The organism is Chlorogloeopsis sp. ULAP02 (assembly GCF_038404745.2).
Classification (GTDB): Bacteria; Cyanobacteriota; Cyanobacteriia; order Cyanobacteriales; family Nostocaceae; genus Chlorogloeopsis.
Map to the genome: position 1 here is coordinate 26,049 of NZ_JAYKTT020000024.1, position 18,997 is coordinate 45,045.

Here is an 18,997-nt window from a genome sequence, read left to right on the forward strand (position 1 = left end):
TATCGATTATTGATTAATATCATAATATTTCAGAACTCCGACTTTTTAGAGAAGTTTGGGTTCTGTGTTTTTAGTTTATTTGTGCTAACTTAGCTGACTAAATTCTAAAATATGTTGGGCAGTAAGTTGTGGTTGTTCTAAGTGAGGAACATGACCACTATTTTGAATCCAGATAAGTTTACTATTAGGAATTGCTCTTTTAAACCGCTTGGCATCAACAGTCCCCAAAATATTATCGGAATCTCCCCACAAAATCAGCGTTGATTGCCGAATTTCTCCTAGTTTCTTAAATCTAAAAGCAGTGTAACCTCCACTTTTTGTGAATGCAATTACAGCTTTATTCCAGTTAGAGCATTCTAGGTGTAATCCTGCACATAATAGAGCATCTAAAGAAGCAAGACTTTTATTTTTAAATGTAGACTGAATGATACTTTGGCGTACCTTGGTACTGCGTAAAAACTGAGATGCTAAATAATCCAACGGCGGAAACATGAATTTACTCAACAGTGAACCGCTTGCCAATCCTGCACTGTCAATTAATACCAATTTTTTTACTATTTCTGGATAAGTGAGGGTAAAATCAATTGCTGCTGCTCCCCCCATCGAAGCTCCTACCAAGATCACTGGTTGCTTAATCAGAGTTTTCCAAAAATAATAAAGATGAGTTTTGATATCAGTAATTCCAAATTTTATACCTATTGGTCTATCTGTAAATCCAAAACCCAATAAATCTACTGCCCAAGTTTCATTATGTTCTGCTAAAAGTGGCAAGAGGTGACGGTATTCTAAAACGGAACTGTCAAAGCCGTGAATTAGTAAAAAAGGTGTACTGCCACTACCTTTATGTACATAAGTAGTGAGTATAGATTGAGAACTTAAAGGAGTAGCAATAGCAATCTGTTCTATGCTTTGAGCCAGAGCAATAGAAGTAGATTCTGTGAGTTGTTGAACTGCGGTTGGGATAAAACTAGGAAACATAGGTTTTAGCAATTTTCGCAGATGTCTCCTGCTTGCATTTTTAAGCAAAACAGGAGATAAAAGCGAAGTCAAATGTTGAATTCAAAATACTGTTGTCTCTTGAATTAATGTATCACCAAGTTTCTGTGTTGTGCTTGGATGAACAATTTACAGCACAAGTATCTGGTAAAAGAAAATTTTTCTATGTATCAAAATCGGCTGTGAAGCCGCGTACAATAAATAACACCTCTTCCTGAACTTAGGAGCTAATGCCATGCCATTGGCAGTTGGAGTAATAGAAACTTTAGGTTTTCCCCCTGTACTAGCAGCGGCAGATGCAATGGTAAAATCTGCCGAAGTTACTCTTGTGTATTATGGTTTAGCAGAAAGCGCTCGTTTTCTGGTTGCTGTGCGGGGGCAGGTTGCAGAAGTAAGAAGAGCTGTTGAGGCAGGTATAGAAGCCTGTGAGCAAGCTCAAGGAGAGGGTGGGCAGCTCGTCACTCACTACATTGTTCCTAATCCACCGGAGAATGTAGAAAGTGTTCTACCCATCCATTTCACTAAAAAATCTGAACCGTTCCGCATCTTCTGACACCAGTCTTATTTGCCTTTGTCTTAATTACTTTGTTGAAAAGTAAATGATGATGGACATATATGAAATGTGTAGGAACCTTCGTACAATTAACTTGGTAGCGCCACATACTTTTACTGACATATAGGAGATAACCAATGCCACTACAGGCAGTTGGATCAATTGAAACTAAGGGTTTTCCTGCCGTGTTAGCGGCAGCAGATGCGATGGTGAAAGCCGGTCGAGTCACCCTCGTAGGTTATATAAGAGCTGGTAGTGCTCGTTTTACAGTGAATGTGCGGGGTGATGTTCAAGAGGTAAAAACAGCTGTAGCGGCTGGTATAGAAGCTGTGGAACAGGTTTATGGTGGTGTCCTAGAAACCTGGGTAATTATTCCTCGTCCCCATGAGAATGTTGAAGCTGTTCTGCCTATAGGTTATTCAGAGGAAGTTGAACAGTACAGACAAGCTGTAGAAAATCCTATACTACCTAGATCAAATAGTCGCTGATTTTTATTTAGTCAATAGTTTCATGGAGAAGTTCGCCAGTTTTAGTGACGGGAGAATCTCGCATAATTTCTGGTAGTCTCAATAGCTTTGGCGGTTTCCTTTTTGGAACCCGCCTTTGAGGAGAGACGTAAAAGCCGCTCCAGAAAATTTATAAGTTTTTTAGATGAGTTTTCAGTAGGTCGGTACAAATAATATTAAATCTTTGAGGTTGTTAACAGTCAATAGTAAGTGTTTCAGATATTTTACATTCCTTAATTTAGTTGCTTTTATTTTCGCTTCTCTGCTTATAGGTTTTACAAACAAAAATATTGAAACTACTGTTTTAATAAAATAAAAAATAGTTAAAAGTTTCTAATCTTTGCATACACAAGCTTGAACAATTTTGTCAATATATAAGTTCCAATGTTTTTGATAACTTTTAAATTTCTGTGTAACCTAATTACAAATTACACAACTTCTGTATTAGTATAGTAAATCCTACTACCAAAATTTACTGAGGGAACTCTAAAGGAGCGAGCTTTCAACAGGATAATAACGTCTATATTCTAGAAAACTATGTTCTCTGGCGCAGGCGGAAGAAAATGCTGGGTTTTTATAAAATTTGGGTAGCCGAAGAGAATTCCTAATATCGCTAGAGAATTGCTATTTCTAAATTAACAACATCAAATCTTAGTTTACAAAAGTTAAAATTAGACTTTGGCAAGGAAAATTGCTCTGAAACTGTAAAAAGCGGGGATTCTGATTTTGAAAGTTTTTATGAAGATGCAAAAATTCCTGCATAAAACTAGCTAGTCAAAACGTAATAAAAGTGGAATCACTAGGATGTTCTTGATGGACATCATTAAAATTAAAGGCAACTGCCAGTCAATAAATATGAGTGGGATGATAATACATGGGGGTTGTGATGCAAACTTTAAAACAGGGTTTCGGGGAGCGCAATCTCACTATGGCTTCAGAAGCAGAAAAACTGGCACGATACTGGCGTCAGCATCTAGCTGCTGAATGTCCAGAGCAATCTGTGACAAACAGGGAAAGTATAATTTACTGGCTTTTAGGAAGTTTCCAAGGGCGATTGGAAGAGTTGAATCCTAAGGAGCTGGATATTAGCAAGCAAGCAATGGAATATCGTTGGAGAATTTTACACCAACGCTACTTGGGAAAAGGGCGAGAAGCTGCTTACCGTAATTTAATTACTCGCTTGGGAAGTATAGTCACGTTACGGCACAAGATCCAGACATGGATTGCCCTCAGCCGCGATCGCCAACGGACAGTATTGGATGTGCTGCAAGAAGTCATTCAAGAATTGTTACAAAGTGATAATTATATGCAACAGCAAATGGCTTGTATTTCGGAATTCACAACCGATCCGCGATTGCGAAATGCATTGCTATTTGCCAGTGTGGAAGAGTATTGTTTACGGCCAGTACGTAACCAACCACTCTTAGCTTATCGCTTTGTAAACTACCTGCGTCGGACTCAACGTGGTGGCTTAACCCAAGTACCGGGCAGCGATATGATTCGACTTGTTTCGGAAGAGATCCTCACAGATGATAATGAAAACCGTGTCAACTTGGTAGATGCAAGAGCAATCGCAGAATATCAAGAAGCACAAGAACTAGAGGAGCAACAGACACAGCGACAGACAGTTAAAGAGGAATTTGAAAAATATTTACAAGAAAATCTAGGGCAAGAAGCTGTAGAGTGGTTACGACTTTACCTGCAAGGGCAATCTCAAGATGCGATCGCCAAAAAATTAAATAAGCCAATTAAAGATGTATATAGGTTGCGTGAAAAAATTAGTTACCATGCTGTACGTGTTTTTGCCCTCAAAGACAAACCAGAACTAGTTGAAACCTGGTTAGGGACTTCTCTAGAAGAGCATAACTTAGGTTTATCACCAAACCAACTTCAGCAATTGGAGGAAAAATTAACCCCTATCGGGCGGCAAATTTTGCAATTGCGGCAAGCAGGTAACACAATTGAAGAAGTAGCCCAAAAACTAAAACTCAAAACTCATCAAGCTATGGGTGAATGGACTAAAGTCTATTTGGCAGCCCAAGCTTTAAGAACCCAAGAGTAACGTATCGGGAATTAATAGTTAGTGGTTAATTATTAGGAGGAGCGGGTTTTGCTGATCATCTTACCGTTCCAACTGATAATTTATCTTCTAAACCCTCCCGTACAGTGGTTAGTGGTTGTTTTCTCGTCTCTTTCTCTTCCACTTTCCTATTCTCTCTATCCTTCCCCAATCTTAAAACCAAAATTATACGTAGATTTTTGTAATTAATTTAACTTTTACTTCTACCATAGTGATCGCTGATTTACTGTCCATAAACTAAAAAGCAGAATAGGATATAGAGATATATTCAGCAATTTAAGCGTATGGTGTCTTCAGAGGGCAAACCAACAGATACAGAAGAATATCTTCAAACCGAGGTAGTATCAAATACTAATCTTGTAGAAGAACAAGAACTAGAGGATGAGCAAATATTTCCACTCATTGAAACTCTTTTATCTTTTGAAGCTTGTCTCTACCACCAAATCTTGCCCCTCAAAATTGAAGACAACTGCCTATGGCTGGGTATGGTAAATCAAGAAGATAGCGTGGCGCTAGATTATGTTCGTCGCATATTGTCTTATATCAATTGCAACTTACTAACTGTGGCGATTAGAGGTGATATTCACCGCAATGTACTCTCAGCTTTCCTCAACCACAAAAATACATTCCACTCAGCACAGCAGCGAGAGTGCAAACCTTGGGAGGCTTTAATCCCAAATCAGAACACAGTAGAGGCTGCCGAGCAAACTCTTTCATCAACAAACGTTAATTTACAACCAACTGGGCAGCCGACAAAAATTTTAGACGAGGTACTAACTACTCAAAGTACCTGCTCTCATGAGGATTCCCTCTTGGATGCTATAGGCGATCGCTTACTTGAAAATACTCTTGATTCCAACTCTTTCACCACACTCTCCAAAAACGAAATCAAGCAGGAAGAGTATTCTTTGGAATTAGCAAGCACAACTAATTTACTTGTGTTATCAGCACCAGATCCACAAGAGTTTAGCCCTGTAGAACATTTGCTAAGTCTACCATTTAAAAAATTGTTGGAAGAATTACTTGGAAGAGTTTTGGCTGGGGGAATTGGTAGGCTTTATTTGGAAAGACTTCCTTATGATGGCAAGATTCTTTGGAGCGAAAATGGAGTCTTGCAATCTGTGTTAGAGAAAGTGCCATTATCTGTTTTTCAAGGACTAATGAATGAATTAAAGCGATTTGGCTCCTTACCTGTCAGCAAACTGGAGGAACCAAAACAGATAGAGAAAGAATGTTTATATAAACAGGAACGTTTGCTATTGCGCTTGCGAGTCATGCTGGGAATGTACGGTGAAGAAGCAACCTTGCAAGTATTACGAGGAGCAGCACTAAAATTCTATCAACAACAGATGGTAACGCGTCTAAGTCGTGATGCCTTGAGTATTTCTCAACAACTTAGCTACAAATTGCATGAACTACAAGAAAGACTTCTTCTCAATCATAATATTAATTCTAGTCAGTTAGATACTTTTAATGTTCTCAATCAAACATTGTATAATTTGGAACAGCATATTAGAAAGCTAGAAATAGAAACATCCAAACCCTCGATAGATAGGTAAAAATTACATTAGTTAGTGGTTAATAGTTAATAGTTAGTAGTTGGTTTATTACTCTCTGTGTCCCCGTGTCCCCTTGCCTCTCCCTCCTCCACTCTCCTTTAAGTGAAACCGCTGATTTCGATGTCGTAATTATTGTGTTGTAATGTAACTCTAAACCTATGCACCTGAAAATCCTTGGTTGAATGTATGTAAAAATTTCAACTATAACTTCAACAATATTGCGGTAGTGAATACCTATATCACCCATATCAGTAAATTACTATTTTTACTTCCCAACCGTTTTTTAACAAATATTTCATGCACACAGAGGTTTTCAGCGAACTCTTCCCCTTGATGAGTACAGCCAATCCACAAACTTTGGAATGGTTGCTTTCTATAGCCGTAGAACACGAATATCCCACTGGAAGAGCCGTTTTGATGGAAGATGCCTGGGGTAATGCAGTTTACTTTGTAGTTTCTGGCTGGGTAAAAGTTCGGCGCACTGTCGGAGAAGGTTCTGTAGCCTTGGCTATTTTAAGTCGAGGTGATTTTTTTGGAGAAATGGCTATTTTGGATGAATCTCCTCGCTCAACAGATGTGATTGCTCTTTCTCCTGTTAAATTATTGAGCATTGCCAGAGAAAGATTTATTCAAATCTTGTTTAAAGATCCTCAATTACATCATCGGATGTTGCAGCTAATGGTGCGACGACTGCGGCACGCTAACGTTCGCTTGCAAATGCGCTCCAGCCCCCCAGCTGTCAAACTTGCCCATACTCTTGTAAGCTTGGGTGAAAACTACGCTCATCCAACAGCAAAGGGAAAAGAAATTTTTCATATTCCCTTTAAAGACTTAGCAGATGTGACAGAAATCGGAGTTGAAGAAACCACTAAAATCATGGAAAAACTACATGAAAAAGGTTGGATCAAAATTGACACCGTTAATCAGGCAATTTTTCTCGTCAATTTCCGACAATTAATGAATTTGGCTGGTAAAGTTTAATAGTATGGGCTTTCATGCCGTTTGTCCGTACAGGAGTTATGAGTTAGGAGTTATGAGTTAAGTTTATCTTTTAACTCGAAGCTCCCCAATGTTTACTCTGGACTACAGATGAAGGAAACAATAGCACCTTGTACTGATACCCGCCTGCAGGAAAAAGTACCGTTAATTCATTATCAGGTGGCAATGTCCCAACCAGAAACTCACCTGTTTGAGGTGACTCTGCGTCTTGGGGGCTACAATGCCTCAACGCTTGATTTAAAAATGCCGGTGTGGACTCCTGGTTCCTACTTAGTGCGGGAATATGCCAAGCATCTACAGGATTTTGCTGCTTTTGCCAACAAAAAACCTTTAACTTGGCGAAAAATCAGTAAAAATCATTGGCAGGTAGAGACAGGTGATGTTTCAGAAGTAACTGTCAAATACCGTATTTTTGCGAATGAACTGACCGTGCGGACAAATCACCTAGATGCAACCCACGGCTATTTTAATGGGGCAGCACTGTTTTTTAGACTACCAGGATTTGATAGACAACCGATTTACGTTACAATTGTCCCGCCACGTCCAGAATGGCAGGTTACTACAGCCTTACCAGCAGTTCCAGAACAAGCTAATACTTTCTTTGCTTCTGATTTTGACACTCTTGTAGATAGTCCCTTTGAAATTGGCTCTCATCAACTGTATCACTTTGATGTGTTAGGAAAGCCTCATGAATTGGCAATTTGGGGACGTGGAAATTTTCGAGTGCAACAGATAATCGCCGATATCAAAAAAATTGTCGAAGTCGAAGCACGGATGTTTGGTGGTTTGCCTTATGAGAGATATGTGTTTGTCTTGCATTTATTTGCTCAAGCTTATGGTGGTTTGGAGCATAAGAACAGTTGCTCGTTGATTTATCAGCGTTTTGGATTTCGCGATCGCGATAAGTATGATCGCTTTATACAATTAGTAGCGCACGAATTTTTCCACCTGTGGAATGTCAAGCGCATTCGACCTCAAGAACTAGAAGTTTTTGACTACGATCAGGAAAACTATACTTCTTGTCTGTGGTTCTGTGAGGGAACAACAAGTTACTACGACTTGCTAATTCCTTTGCGGGCAGGCATTTATGATGTTAAATCATTCTTAAATAATTGGGGTAAAGAAGTTACTAGGTATTTGACGACACCAGGACGTAAGGTACAAGCCCTTTCGGAGTCGAGTTTTGATGCTTGGATTAAGTTATACCGACAGGATGCCAACAGTGGCAATTCCCAAATGTCTTATTATTTGAAAGGGGAAATGGTGTCGTTGTTGCTAGATTTGCTGATTCGTTCTCATCATGACAACCAGCGATCGCTTGATGATGTCATGCTCAAGATGTGGCAAAAATTCGGCAGAGACGAAATCGGCTATACCCCACAACAACTACAGCAAGTAATTGAGTCTGTAGCTGAAATAGATTTGTCTGATTTCTTTAAACGCTACATTGATAATACTGACGAATTGCCTTTCAATCAGTACTTGGAACCTTTCGGTTTGCAAATAGTAGCAGAAACAGAACAAGAACCTTACCTGGGTATAAGGGTAAGCAGCGAACATGGAAGAGAGGTGATTAAATTTGTTGAGGCAGGTTCACCTGCACAATTAGCTGGAATTGATGCTGGTGATGAATTGTTAGCAATTGATGGTGTGAAGGTGAGTGCAAGTCACTTAAGCGATCGCCTCAAAGACTATCAACCCAATGACACAATCTCGGTTGCGGTTTTCCATCATGAAGAACTCCGTATCTATCCAGTTACTTTGGCTTTTCCCCGCGCCAGCAAATATCTAGTCCAAACTGTAGATAATCCTTCTGATCTTCAAAAACAGAACTTTAGTGGATGGTTGGGTGCATCTTTGACAAGTATGCGATAACAAAATAATACCTATAGGCAATCGGCAAATCGGCATATGCTGATCGCTGATTGCAATCACTAGCTCATGACAACTAAGTGGCTAGTCTAGTAAAAACGACTATTAAGAGTATGTTATGCAAGTAAATAAAAATACACTTAAAGTCTCTGGAATCAAGTTCAGACAGATTGAAATGATATACCGGAGTTAATCGGTGTGTTTATATGCGCTTGCCTATTATTGTTAGTGCGGCATTACTCACCTCTGTGAGTTTGACTGCTCCTGTCATGTCTGAACTGCCTATACAGGTGGTACAATTACCAGCGATCACTAACTTAAATTTTGAGCAATTAATTATCAATCGCCGTTTGTGGAATCAGCAAAATATTTACAGCTATCGCTATACACTGAGTAGAAGTTGCTTTTGTATACCCGAAGCTAGAGGCCCAGTAGTTATTGAAGTACGTAACGGTGTAACAACTTCCATCACTTCTGTAGATACTGGTATGCCAGTTAATCCAGAATATTTTCAAAAATACGATACAGTTCCCAAGCTTTTTGTTTTAATCAGGGATGCGATCGCCCGTGGAGCATCAAACCTGAGTGTACAGTACGATCCTATACTCGGCTATCCAACCCAAATTAATATTGATTACGACAGTCAAATAGCCGATGAAGAAGAATATCTCACCATTGAGAATTTTGAAAAGATAAACTAAATTAAGTCTCTCATACCTGTTTTTTTTCAAAAGAAAATTACAGAATTTCCGTAAAGCGATCGCATGTGCGATCGCTTCTTGATCAAATCTAGTGATTGGTCTAGCAAACAATATCCAAGCAGCAATAAAATGGAATAAATATTAAATCTAATTAATCATTCAAGTACAGCCACAATGCTACAAATTCACAAGAATTACGTACTTGATGAAAATCAGCAACCTATTGCCGTACAAATTCCCATTACTGAATTTGTAAAAATTGAATAAATATTAGAAAACTATGGTTTAATTAAACTCATTCAAGAAATAGAAGATGAAGAAAAACTTTCCAAAGAAGAAGCTCTTAAGTATTACACAGCATTAAAAGCTAAAAATGTGGAAAGTTAAATATACCAAGCGTTTTTTGAAAGAACTTGTTGATTTATAAAAAGACATTCAAAGTCGAGTAGAGCCAATCGTATTTCAAGAACTAGAATCAGAAAATCCTTTTGCACTAGGATATCCAGAAAAACTAAAAGGCTAAAGAGATAAATATAAAATTCGTGTAGGTGACTACCGAATTGGGATTACGGTTAATAACGAGACATAAACATTAGTTTGCGAACGTATTGCCCATTACAAAGACATTTATAGAATTTTTCCTTGAAGTGCGTACTGCAAAGCACAGTTGTAGGCGATCGCGCTCCTAATTCTCTTAGTTCATTAATAAAGCAGTAATTTCTACACTTCGCTTCTTTAGAACTTTAGTTCAGAACAAGAATGGATGATCGCCCACATACTTGAGACAAATTCAATGCTTTTGCCAGAGGAGAGATTTAATGTCAGTATCTTTACAGTTTATCTGTACCATACAATTTCTTCCTTGTGCTTTTGCCTGGTATAGCCCGCGATCAGCAGCAGCAATTAAAGTTGCGGGAGATGATTGACTATCAGGAGTGATGGTTGCTACACCAAGACTTACGGTGATGAATTCATCTACTTGAGAATTTGGATGAGGCAATTTTAAGGCACTAACATTGCTCTGAATGTCCTTTGCCATTACAACGGCACCTTCAACATCGGTATTCGGTAAAATGACTGCAAACTCTTCTCCTCCATACCGAGCAACTAAATCAGCCGGGCGTTTAACTGTCTCTATTGCCTTAGCAACATATCTGAGTGCATCATCCCCTGCTAGATGTCCATAGGTATCGTTGTAAAGCTTAAAGCAATCAACATCACACAAAATCAAAGACAACGGCGCTTGCTCTCGTGTCAATCGTTCCCACTCTGTCTTTAGGGTATCATCAAAGCAGCGTCGATTCGCCACTAAAGTAAGACCATCCGAAGAGGCAAGGCGCTGTAATTCTTGGTTTGCTTGTTGTAACTGATGATAAAGTTCCGATTGGTGAATAGCGATCGCAGCTTGACTTGCTAGCTGATTAAATAGGTTAATCTCCGATTGCTGCCATTTTCTAGAGTTTTGACATTGGTGAGCGATCAATAGTCCCCACAAACGCTCTTGCTGCAAGATAGGCACAATCAGATTTGCCCGGATTTGCAAACTCCGCAGGAGATTGAGGTGACACAGTGACAATCCCGCAGTTTCTATGTCTTCAATCGCTCTAGTGTTACCTTGTTGATAGTAAGCTGCGTGTGTAGATTGAAAGCACGTGTCCATCACATGAAATCCCAGAATGGACATACACTCTTCAGCTACAGATTCTACAGCGACTAACCCACTCCAATCAGGTTCAAACTGATAGATTACTACTCGATCTACCTCAAACAGTTGTCGCACCTCAGATGCTGTAGTTTGCAAAATCTCGTTTAATTCTAACGAGCATCGAATATGTTGCGTCACGGCGGCGACAATTCGCTCAGACTCACTTTGGTGTTGAACAGGCGACTCAAAGCGCTGACAATATGGTGCAACAGTTAATGTGCTGCTCTGAAGGTGAGGGGTTGCAGTGATAGGTACTGCACTAGGTTTAGCAATCAAATAGCCTTGGGCGAAATCTGCACCTCGTTCTTGCAACCAATTCAGTTCCTCAATGCACTCAATTCCTTCAGCAACAGTCTGAATATTTAAGTTTTGGGCAATCTCTAAAAGCTTTTCGGTAATTGAAGCTTTATACAAATCTTGATGCACATCTCGAATTAATCCCATGTCCAGCTTAATAAAGTCTGGACGTAACTGATGTAACAAATTTAAACTGGAATAGCCAGAACCAAGATCGTCAAGAGCAACCAAAAAACCAGCATCACGGTAGTATTGCAGTACTGCTTTAAGATGATCTAAATCTTGAGGATTGTCTGACTCCACAACTTCAAAAACAACTTGTTCATGGGAAATACCCGCTCGATCAATAGCCTCTACCGTCGTGCGCAAGCAAGAAACGGGATCATAAAGCGCCGTGGGTGCAAAATTGATAAAAATTTGCCCTCTGGCTTGGTGGCGACTGAATTGAGCGATCGCGCTGAGGCGAGCAACTCGATCTAGTTGTGGCAAAAGTCCAGCTTCGCTTGCTAACTCTAGGATAGGCCCAGGCGGCACTAAATTGCCTTGTTCATCCAACCCCCGTAACAGGGATTCATATCCATAAATCTGGGATGTATCCTTGATGGAGACGATCGGTTGAAAGTGACTGGTGAATCTTTCCCTTGTCAGCATTTCAACTAGCCAGTTCGATTGGCTGAACTTAATGAAGCGTTGCAATGAAGCGATGTCACTAAAATCCTGAAGTTGAGGTTGGATAGCACCTCGAATAAAAAGGACTTGTGTCTCTCGTAATTCCCTCGGTGTAAGTAGTTGAGCTAAGTTATGGGCAATTTCTTGAGTCTGTCCTGGTTTACAATCCAAACTTAGACCTGGTCGTTCATGCATTAGTTCATACTCAAGGGAAGACTGTTCCAGATAGGAGGTGACTTTTTTCAAGGTATGTAAAACAGGAAACCAGAGAAAAATTCTGCCTGCTTCCTGAGTATGGCAGTGTGCAACGTTGCAACAAACACAAGTTTTGGCAATAGGACATATTTGGCTCATAAGTAACTACCTTGCTCAACCCGATTTTATTTAGTATTCCCATCAGTTTCCCTGTAAGAAATAAAATTTACTTCAATTACGTATAAAAATTTGATGAGTTGGTAAAGTAGATACTTTTGCTTACTGTGTGAGATACTATTGATTTTTTACAACTAAGGAAAAACTTCCAACATAATTTTTAGAATTCTGTGGTTGATGTGATTATTCAAAATAGTTTGTAATCGCAAAAAATCAATACTCACTTTAGCCGATATTCAAAAAATTGAGTGGGAATGGTCGCTTAATATTGATATTTCTATGTAATTATCGGGTTATATCCCCCACCTAAAATTGCAGCATATGCAGAGGCAGTCTCAAAACAACTATGAACATAACCAGCCAGAAAATTTACTAAGGAACGACGCAAATTTTTTTCAAGCTTTGAGCGTTTGTTGCCCAGTAGGTATTTTTTCAACTGATAATCAAGGTCGCTGTACTTACATTAATCCAATTGCTCAAAAGATCTGCGGCTTTGGAGATGAAATTTTAGGGGAAAGTTGGGTACAGTTTCTTCATCCTGATGAACGGAAATCTGTCATGGCTGCGTGGCTGAATCGGGTGTTTATTGAAGGTGAGTTTTGCAGTGAATACTGCTTTGTGAATTTACAGGGGGCGATTCGGTGGGTACAGGTGAAATCTTCACAGTTGCGCGATCGCCAAGGAAACCTCATCGGTTCAGTAAACACGGTTGAAGATATGAGTGAGTGTCAAACTGCACTCTCAGAATGCAAGCAAGCTCAGGAAAACCAATTTCAACAGCAGGCGAATATTCTGGAGGCTATCCTCTCAGCTTCAGTAGATCACATTTATATTTTTGATCGCGCTGGTCGTTATCGGTATGTGAGTGAAGGTGGAGCCGCCGTGCTGGGATTGCAGTCAAAAGACTTTTTAGGCAAAATCTGGCAAGAATTAAATTTTCCTGTTGATATGACTGAAACAATGGAGGAGTTAGATACGCACAGACAAGCTGTGATCGCAACCGGGCAGCCGCTTCGGAGTGAAACTGCCTATCTTGCAATCGATGGTATGCGTTACTACGAATATATCTTCACTCCATTACAACATCCAAATCAAGGTATTGAAGGCGCGATCGCCATTTCTCGCGACATCACAGAGCGTAAACGGGCAGAAGCAGCATTGCAAGAGAGCGAGCAACGATTACGATTGGCACAACGGGCAGCCAATATCGGCACTTGGGAATGGAATTTGCAAACAAATGAAGTATCCTGGTCAGAAGGTATTTGGCGCTTATTAGGATTGGAACCCAATTGTGAGCAGCCTGGTGTTAAGGCTTGGCTTGATTTTATCCACCCTGGCGATCGCGAACGGACAATCCAAAATGTAGAAGCAATATTTGCTCAGGGAGAGGACTATTATGATGAGTTTCGCATTATTCAAAAAGATAACTCGCCTCGCTGGCTAGCATCGATAGGGCAAGTGATTCGCAATGCTAATGGACAAGTTGAGCGGTTTTTGGGTGTAAATATCGATATTAGCGAACGCAAGTATGTGGAAGAGGCACTAGAAACAAACTTAGCGCAATTAGAAGCAGTAATTAATAGCATGACCGAAGGATTGGTAATCGCCGATCCGCAAGGCAACGTCCTCATGTTTAATCCAGCCGCATTGACTATGCATGGTTTCCAGTCTCTGGAAGAAGTGCGCCAACCTGTACAATTTTTTGCTAACCTATTCGAGGTACAAGAATTAGATGGTAGTCCTGTAACCTTAGCAGATTGGCCCCTTGCTCGCGCTTTAGCTGGTGAAGTTTTTTCTAGACGGCGATTGTGGCTTGATCGCATAGATACTGGCAAGCGCTGGGTAGCTGAGTACGGAGGTACGCCTGTACGTAATAAGGCGGGTGACGTCATTTTGGCAATTGTAACTAGCAGTGATGTAACCCTGCAATATGAAGCAGAAGAAGCACTGCGCTTAAGTGAGGAGCGCTTTCAAGCTTTTATGGCTCATAGCCCTGCCGCCGCCTGGATTACGGATGCAAATGGGCATATTCTTTACCTTAGCCCAACTTATTTCCGAATGTTCCAGTTGACTGAGAAGGATCTGATCGGGAAAAGCGTTTTTGAGATTTATCATGCTGAAATTGCGCAGCAGTTTTTTGACAATATCAGAACTGTTGCCAGAACTAATCAAGTTTTAGAGGCAATTGAGGCTGCACCTCGCCCGGATGGTACAGTCGGAGAATTTCTTGTCTATAAGTTCCCCATCTTGAATTCATCAGGGCAAGCAATGGTGGGAGGAGTTGCCATAGATATCACTGAACAGCAAGCTGCACTGCGCGATCGCAACAAGGCGCAACAGGAACGCGAACAACTCCTGATTCGGGAGCAAGCAGCACGAGTGGAAGCGGAAACTGCAACAGAGCAAATTGCCAAAATACTGGAAAGTATCACCGACGGCTTTATCGCCTTTGATCGCGAGTGGCGCTTTACCTATGTCAATCATGAAGGTACTCGAACACTAGGGCGTTCATCGCAAGAACTGCTTGGCAAGAATGTCTGGGAAGAATTCCCAGAACTAGCAGAAACCAGTTTTGGTAAGTTGTATAAACAGGCAATTACAGAACAGGTACCCCTAGAACTAGAAGATTATTATCCTCCCTTTGATGCTTGGTTTTCCGTGCGTGCTTACCCTTTTCCTGGGGGACTTGCTCTTTATTTCCACAATATTAGCGATCGCAAGCGAGCTGAAACCGAACGGGAACAACTACTAGAGCGCGAACAACTCGCCCGCGAAGCCGCTGAATCTGCCAATAGAGTCAAAGATGAATTTTTAGCTGTTCTTTCTCACGAGTTACGAACTCCGCTTAATCCTATTCTCGGTTGGACGAGACTGCTGCGAACTGGAAAAGTAGATCGACAAAAAACAGCGCTGGCTCTAGAAACTATCGAACGCAATGTCAAACTGCAAACTCAACTGATCGGAGATTTGCTCGATGTCTCCCGAATTTTGCAAGGTAAAATGACCTTGAATGTGTGTCCGGTAGATTTAGCTGTGACAATTGAGGCAGCTAAAGAAACAGTTCGTTTGGCGGCAGAGGCGAAGTCTATTCCAATTCAAACTCAATTAGAGCCGACAACAAAACAAGTCATGGGCGATCCAAATCGGTTGCAACAAGTCGTATGGAATCTGCTCATTAATGCAGTAAAATTTACTCCTACTGGTGGACAGGTTCACGTCCAGCTGAAGTATGTTGGTACTGATGCGCAAATCATAGTTAGGGATACAGGCAAGGGAATTAGCCCTGAGTTTCTGCCCTATGTGTTTGATACCTTCCGACAAGCTGATGGTACAGTCACCCGCAAATTTGGTGGCTTAGGATTGGGATTGGCAATTGTCCGCCATATAGTCGAAATGCACGGCGGCTCTGTCTGTGCGGCAAGTCCTGGAGAAGAGCAAGGAGCAACATTTACAGTTAGATTACCATTGATAAGCACAACTGTGCAGCCAAGCCAGAACACCACTCTATCAAAAGATTTTCCTAATTTGAGTGGAGTTCAAATCTTAGTTGTAGACGATGAACTAGATTCGCGCGAGCTAATTAGCTTTATACTGTCAACTGCTGGCGCACAGGTAACTACAGCCGCATCAGCACAGGAAGCTTTGGAGACGTTGAAACAGTCACGATTTAATATTATAGTCTGTGACATCGCCATGCCAGAAATAAATGGTTATATGCTGATCCAGCAAGTAAGAGCTTGGACTGTTGAACAAGGTGGACAAATTCCGGCAATTGCCTTGACTGCCTATGCAGGCGAGAGGAATCGGCAACAGGCGATCGCTGCTGGCTTTCAACAGCACATCTCAAAACCCCTCGAACCAGAGGAATTAATTCAAGCGATCGCGCTTTTACTTAATATTGCAGTAACCTCTAGTGAGACGAAGGGGACTCTATAAGTAACCAACACCTTCAAAGGTGCCGCTAAATAGACTAAGCCTGCAAAAGCAGGCTTAGTTATGATCGTCGTAGGCTTTAGTGAACCGCATTGCTCTATAAGCAAAAAGCGAAGCGGTAATGAGCGCGCTTCGCTTTTTAAGAACTTTAATTTAGAGCTTCGTCTGATTGAAAATCAAATACAACCATGAAGTTAGTATCAGGCGACAACTGGCGTAGACGTTGTAAATGCCCGTCTGCATCAGAACGACTGCGAAATCTTGCGACAAAAACCCTTTGCGTATCTGAAAGTACGCGCACGATTGTCCAAGCATTTAGACGTTGTTTGTAAGCGATCATGCTTATTTGTGGTTGGGGATCGTTGTATTGAGTATTTTGTGCCATGATTAAGTTATCTATAAGGTGTTCAACAAATGGCGTTAGTGAGTCTCTTGGCGGGGATGTACTAGCGCCTATTCAAACTTAGATTCAGTTTTTGGAAGCAAAGTTTGTCAAGTGTCAAATTTCATTGACAGGTGTGAGCAACCAGTGAGCTAGCATACATAATCAACAAGGAACATGAAACCCGCAGAAAACACCCAGGAAAGAAAATCAGCGACGTAGCGATTGAATTAGATACGTCCTACCTTTTAAATTTCTCAATTTTGAAAAGAATCAAACATCTCCAAGGCAAGAGATCTCGTTAGTACTTAGCCTACTTGATTTGTATAAAAGCACATAATCAAAGTTAGTGCAAGGCAAATTTGCCTTTTTTTCATGGTTTGACGTACTGATTGGTAACTTCCATGATTGGGCGATCGCTGATGTAAGTTTTTGGTGGCAGTTAATAATAACCACTGTACTATGGAATGTGTATTTTCAAGCAAAATAAGTATTGTCGGAGGGAACGCAATCAAATGAAAAAACTACTCTCTTAACATAAGTGCAATCAAGCAGCCCAGTCTTTGAGTACGGCATCACTACTAAGTGTAAAAACTTTCTCTTTACCTTATCACCATACCCTAAGGGACGGGAAGTGAGCCGCTGCCTGAGAAAGATAGTATACCCTTGGGGGGGAAGCGTGTTGTCGCACGTGGCGTCCAATCACCTATCACCTATTTTCCTAACTGAATTTGTTTAACTAATTCATAAAAAGGTTGCCAATTATCTTCTTGAGCTATTGGTTCCCAAACCGATTCAATTATCGGTCTTAATATGACTGTACTGGGATTATAACGAACTAAAGATTGGGATATTTTCTTGATTTCATCTGGAGTCAAATTGCTTAAAATTCGGTGATAAATGCCTGACCAATGCAAGAATAGCTCTGAGTTTCCTAATGATTGGCCAATTTCTGATTTATTCATAATGTAACTTGCATCATCTTGCCATTCGGTGGAAAAACTTTGAGCCATATCTGCAAAGAAATGGTGATAGCTCACTGGATAATGTTTCAAAAATGCAATTGTTGCCTCTAGTAATTCCTCTGCTTCTAATTCGGGTTTTTGTTCAAAACCTAGCTTTTTTAACATTAAAGAACGATATTCGACAAGATAATATCTATTAAAATTTGCTAACCCTGCTTCCATATCAGTATGAGGAATTACAGCTTTTAAGGCTTCTTGGAGTAACTCTAAATTCAACTTACAAATTTCTGGTTGGTTTATGTAACAATAACGTTTATAGTAATCAAAATATGCGGCAGTAAAGAAGGGATCGTAATTAGGAATAAAAGCATAGGGGCCATAATCAAAACTTTCCCCTGTAATTGACATATTATCGGTGTTTAGTACTGCATGACAAAAACCAGCCGCCATCCACTGTGCCACTAGCTCTGCTGTGCGTTTGACTAATTCTGCATAAAACAAAGCATATTTCTCTGTTTCAGCAACTAGATGTGGATAATATTGCTCAATTACGTGATCTAACAATTTCACAGTTAAATCAGCACGGCGAAAGTAGTGTAGCCGCTCAAAAGTACCAAAACGAATGTGCGATCGGCTCAATCTTACCATTACTGAAGAACGGGTAGGAGAAGGTTCATCACCTCGCCAAAGGGATAAACCCGTTTCAACCATGCTCAGACAGCGTGAAGTTCGCACGCCCATTGCGTGCAGCATTTCTGCTGCTAATACTTCGCGAACACCACCCTTAAGTGTAAGCATACCGTCGCCACCACGAGAGTAAGGCGTTCTGCCAGAACCTTTAGTACCAAAGTCATATAATTCACCATCAGTAGCGCGTACTTGCCCATAAAGAAAACCTCTGCCGTCACCCAACTGAGGATTGTATTCCCCAAATTGATAGCCGTGATAGCGCAGTGCTAATAAGGGTTTTCGTTCCTCAAATTTACCGAAGGCAACAATAAAATCTTCATCTGTCACTGTTTGGGGATCTAGCCCTAGTTTAGGTAGGAGTGCGTCATTACGCCAGCGCAGGATATGTAGGGGAAATTCTGCTGCTGCTACTTCATCATAGTAATCATCGCCCAAAGATTCTAAGGCAGGTTCGTAGTTGAGAATCAAAAAAGGGTTTTTAGAATTAGTGTTTTTGGAAGTTTCAGCCAGAGTCATTACGAGTACAGCTTAGTTCGTCTTCCCTTAATGGTACCTCTAAGGAGTTGTTTTGCCCGATGAGTTGGTTGTAAGGCAGAAGGCAGTAGACACGTAGAGGCGGTAGACGCAAAGCGGCTTCCGTAGGTACGGCGTATCCGTTGGTAGGCAAGAGGAAAGAGAATTTGACTTGTTTGTTCCACTCGTAGCAGGTAGCGCGCCG

14 protein-coding genes are annotated in these 18,997 nt (G+C 40.7%); 10 read left to right on the forward strand and 4 right to left on the reverse strand.

Going from position 1 to position 18,997, the window contains the following annotated elements:
* Positions 1–84: 84 nt before the first annotated feature.
* A complete protein-coding gene (locus tag U2718_RS12190) occupies positions 85–978 on the reverse strand; it encodes an alpha/beta hydrolase (protein WP_341998302.1) in 894 nt (297 codons plus the stop codon).
* 253 nt (positions 979–1,231) lie between these two features.
* Here U2718_RS12190 and U2718_RS12195 point away from each other — a divergent pair, with 253 nt between their 5' ends.
* The 8 genes from U2718_RS12195 (at position 1,232) to U2718_RS12230 (ending at position 9,653) form a co-directional block, all read left to right on the forward strand.
* Positions 1,232–1,549, forward strand: coding sequence for a carbon dioxide-concentrating mechanism protein CcmK (locus U2718_RS12195; RefSeq protein ID WP_289791127.1), 318 nt, complete (start codon positions 1,232–1,234; stop codon positions 1,547–1,549).
* 137 nt (positions 1,550–1,686) lie between these two features.
* Positions 1,687–2,037: a carbon dioxide-concentrating mechanism protein CcmK gene (locus tag U2718_RS12200; RefSeq protein WP_341998305.1), complete on the forward strand. Its 351-nt coding sequence runs from the start codon at positions 1,687–1,689 to the stop codon at positions 2,035–2,037.
* A gap of 892 nt (positions 2,038–2,929) precedes the next feature.
* The gene (locus tag U2718_RS12205) at positions 2,930–4,117 is read left to right on the forward strand and encodes a HetZ-related protein 2 (protein ID WP_341998307.1); all 1,188 of its coding nucleotides are present in this window, start codon (positions 2,930–2,932) and stop codon (positions 4,115–4,117) included.
* Between the two features lie 302 nt (positions 4,118–4,419).
* On the forward strand, positions 4,420–5,694 hold the full coding sequence (locus U2718_RS12210; RefSeq protein WP_341998309.1) for a pilus assembly protein PilB: 1,275 nt from the start codon (positions 4,420–4,422) through the stop codon (positions 5,692–5,694).
* Positions 5,695–5,991: 297 nt separating this feature from the next.
* Positions 5,992–6,675 (forward strand): Crp/Fnr family transcriptional regulator, encoded by a 684-nt coding sequence (locus U2718_RS12215; RefSeq protein WP_341998311.1) that lies wholly within the window; start codon positions 5,992–5,994, stop codon positions 6,673–6,675.
* A 108-nt stretch (positions 6,676–6,783) separates the two neighbouring features.
* Entirely contained in the window at positions 6,784–8,568 is a 1,785-nt protein-coding gene (locus U2718_RS12220; protein ID WP_341998313.1) for a M61 family metallopeptidase, read from the forward strand.
* Between the two features lie 203 nt (positions 8,569–8,771).
* Positions 8,772–9,266: a DUF6174 domain-containing protein gene (locus tag U2718_RS12225; RefSeq protein ID WP_341998315.1), complete on the forward strand. Its 495-nt coding sequence runs from the start codon at positions 8,772–8,774 to the stop codon at positions 9,264–9,266.
* A 267-nt stretch (positions 9,267–9,533) separates the two neighbouring features.
* Complete coding sequence (locus U2718_RS12230) at positions 9,534–9,653, forward strand: hypothetical protein (protein ID WP_341998564.1); 120 nt, start codon at positions 9,534–9,536, stop codon at positions 9,651–9,653.
* A 403-nt stretch (positions 9,654–10,056) separates the two neighbouring features.
* On the opposite strand, the gene U2718_RS12235 is transcribed toward U2718_RS12230, so the two are convergent.
* The gene (locus tag U2718_RS12235; RefSeq protein ID WP_341998317.1) at positions 10,057–12,291 is read right to left on the reverse strand and encodes an EAL domain-containing protein; all 2,235 of its coding nucleotides are present in this window, start codon (positions 12,289–12,291) and stop codon (positions 10,057–10,059) included.
* Between the two features lie 339 nt (positions 12,292–12,630).
* On the opposite strand from U2718_RS12235, the gene U2718_RS12240 reads away from it, so the two are divergent.
* Positions 12,631–16,245: a PAS domain S-box protein gene (locus U2718_RS12240; RefSeq protein ID WP_341998319.1), complete on the forward strand. Its 3,615-nt coding sequence runs from the start codon at positions 12,631–12,633 to the stop codon at positions 16,243–16,245.
* Between the two features lie 145 nt (positions 16,246–16,390).
* Here U2718_RS12240 and U2718_RS12245 read toward each other — a convergent pair whose 3' ends face one another.
* Positions 16,391–16,627 carry a hypothetical protein gene (locus tag U2718_RS12245; RefSeq protein ID WP_341998322.1) on the reverse strand — a complete coding sequence of 79 codons (237 nt, stop codon included), beginning with the start codon at positions 16,625–16,627 and terminating at the stop codon, positions 16,391–16,393.
* 346 nt (positions 16,628–16,973) lie between these two features.
* On the opposite strand from U2718_RS12245, the gene U2718_RS12250 reads away from it, so the two are divergent.
* Positions 16,974–17,114, forward strand: a complete 141-nt coding sequence (locus tag U2718_RS12250) for a hypothetical protein (RefSeq protein ID WP_341998324.1) — start codon at positions 16,974–16,976, stop codon at positions 17,112–17,114.
* Positions 17,115–17,337: 223 nt separating this feature from the next.
* Here U2718_RS12250 and U2718_RS12255 read toward each other — a convergent pair whose 3' ends face one another.
* Complete coding sequence (locus U2718_RS12255) at positions 17,338–18,795, reverse strand: protein adenylyltransferase SelO (RefSeq protein WP_341998326.1); 1,458 nt, start codon at positions 18,793–18,795, stop codon at positions 17,338–17,340.
* Positions 18,796–18,997: the final 202 nt, after the last annotated feature.

Excerpts from the sequence above, each read along its gene's own strand:
- U2718_RS12255 (WP_341998326.1), bottom strand. The coding sequence starts at position 18,795 with ATGACTCTGGCTGAAACTTCCAAAAACACTAATTCTAAAAACCCTTTT.
- U2718_RS12235 (WP_341998317.1), bottom strand. The coding sequence starts at position 12,291 with ATGAGCCAAATATGTCCTATTGCCAAAACTTGTGTTTGTTGCAACGTT.
- U2718_RS12190 (WP_341998302.1), bottom strand. The coding sequence starts at position 978 with ATGTTTCCTAGTTTTATCCCAACCGCAGTTCAACAACTCACAGAATCT.
- U2718_RS12195 (WP_289791127.1), top strand. The coding sequence starts at position 1,232 with ATGCCATTGGCAGTTGGAGTAATAGAAACTTTAGGTTTTCCCCCTGTA.
- U2718_RS12225 (WP_341998315.1), top strand. The coding sequence starts at position 8,772 with ATGCGCTTGCCTATTATTGTTAGTGCGGCATTACTCACCTCTGTGAGT.
- U2718_RS12245 (WP_341998322.1), bottom strand. The coding sequence starts at position 16,627 with ATGGCACAAAATACTCAATACAACGATCCCCAACCACAAATAAGCATG.
- U2718_RS12220 (WP_341998313.1), top strand. The coding sequence starts at position 6,784 with ATGAAGGAAACAATAGCACCTTGTACTGATACCCGCCTGCAGGAAAAA.
- U2718_RS12215 (WP_341998311.1), top strand. The coding sequence starts at position 5,992 with ATGCACACAGAGGTTTTCAGCGAACTCTTCCCCTTGATGAGTACAGCC.
- U2718_RS12240 (WP_341998319.1), top strand. The coding sequence starts at position 12,631 with ATGCAGAGGCAGTCTCAAAACAACTATGAACATAACCAGCCAGAAAAT.
- U2718_RS12200 (WP_341998305.1), top strand. The coding sequence starts at position 1,687 with ATGCCACTACAGGCAGTTGGATCAATTGAAACTAAGGGTTTTCCTGCC.
- U2718_RS12210 (WP_341998309.1), top strand. The coding sequence starts at position 4,420 with ATGGTGTCTTCAGAGGGCAAACCAACAGATACAGAAGAATATCTTCAA.
- U2718_RS12205 (WP_341998307.1), top strand. The coding sequence starts at position 2,930 with ATGGGGGTTGTGATGCAAACTTTAAAACAGGGTTTCGGGGAGCGCAAT.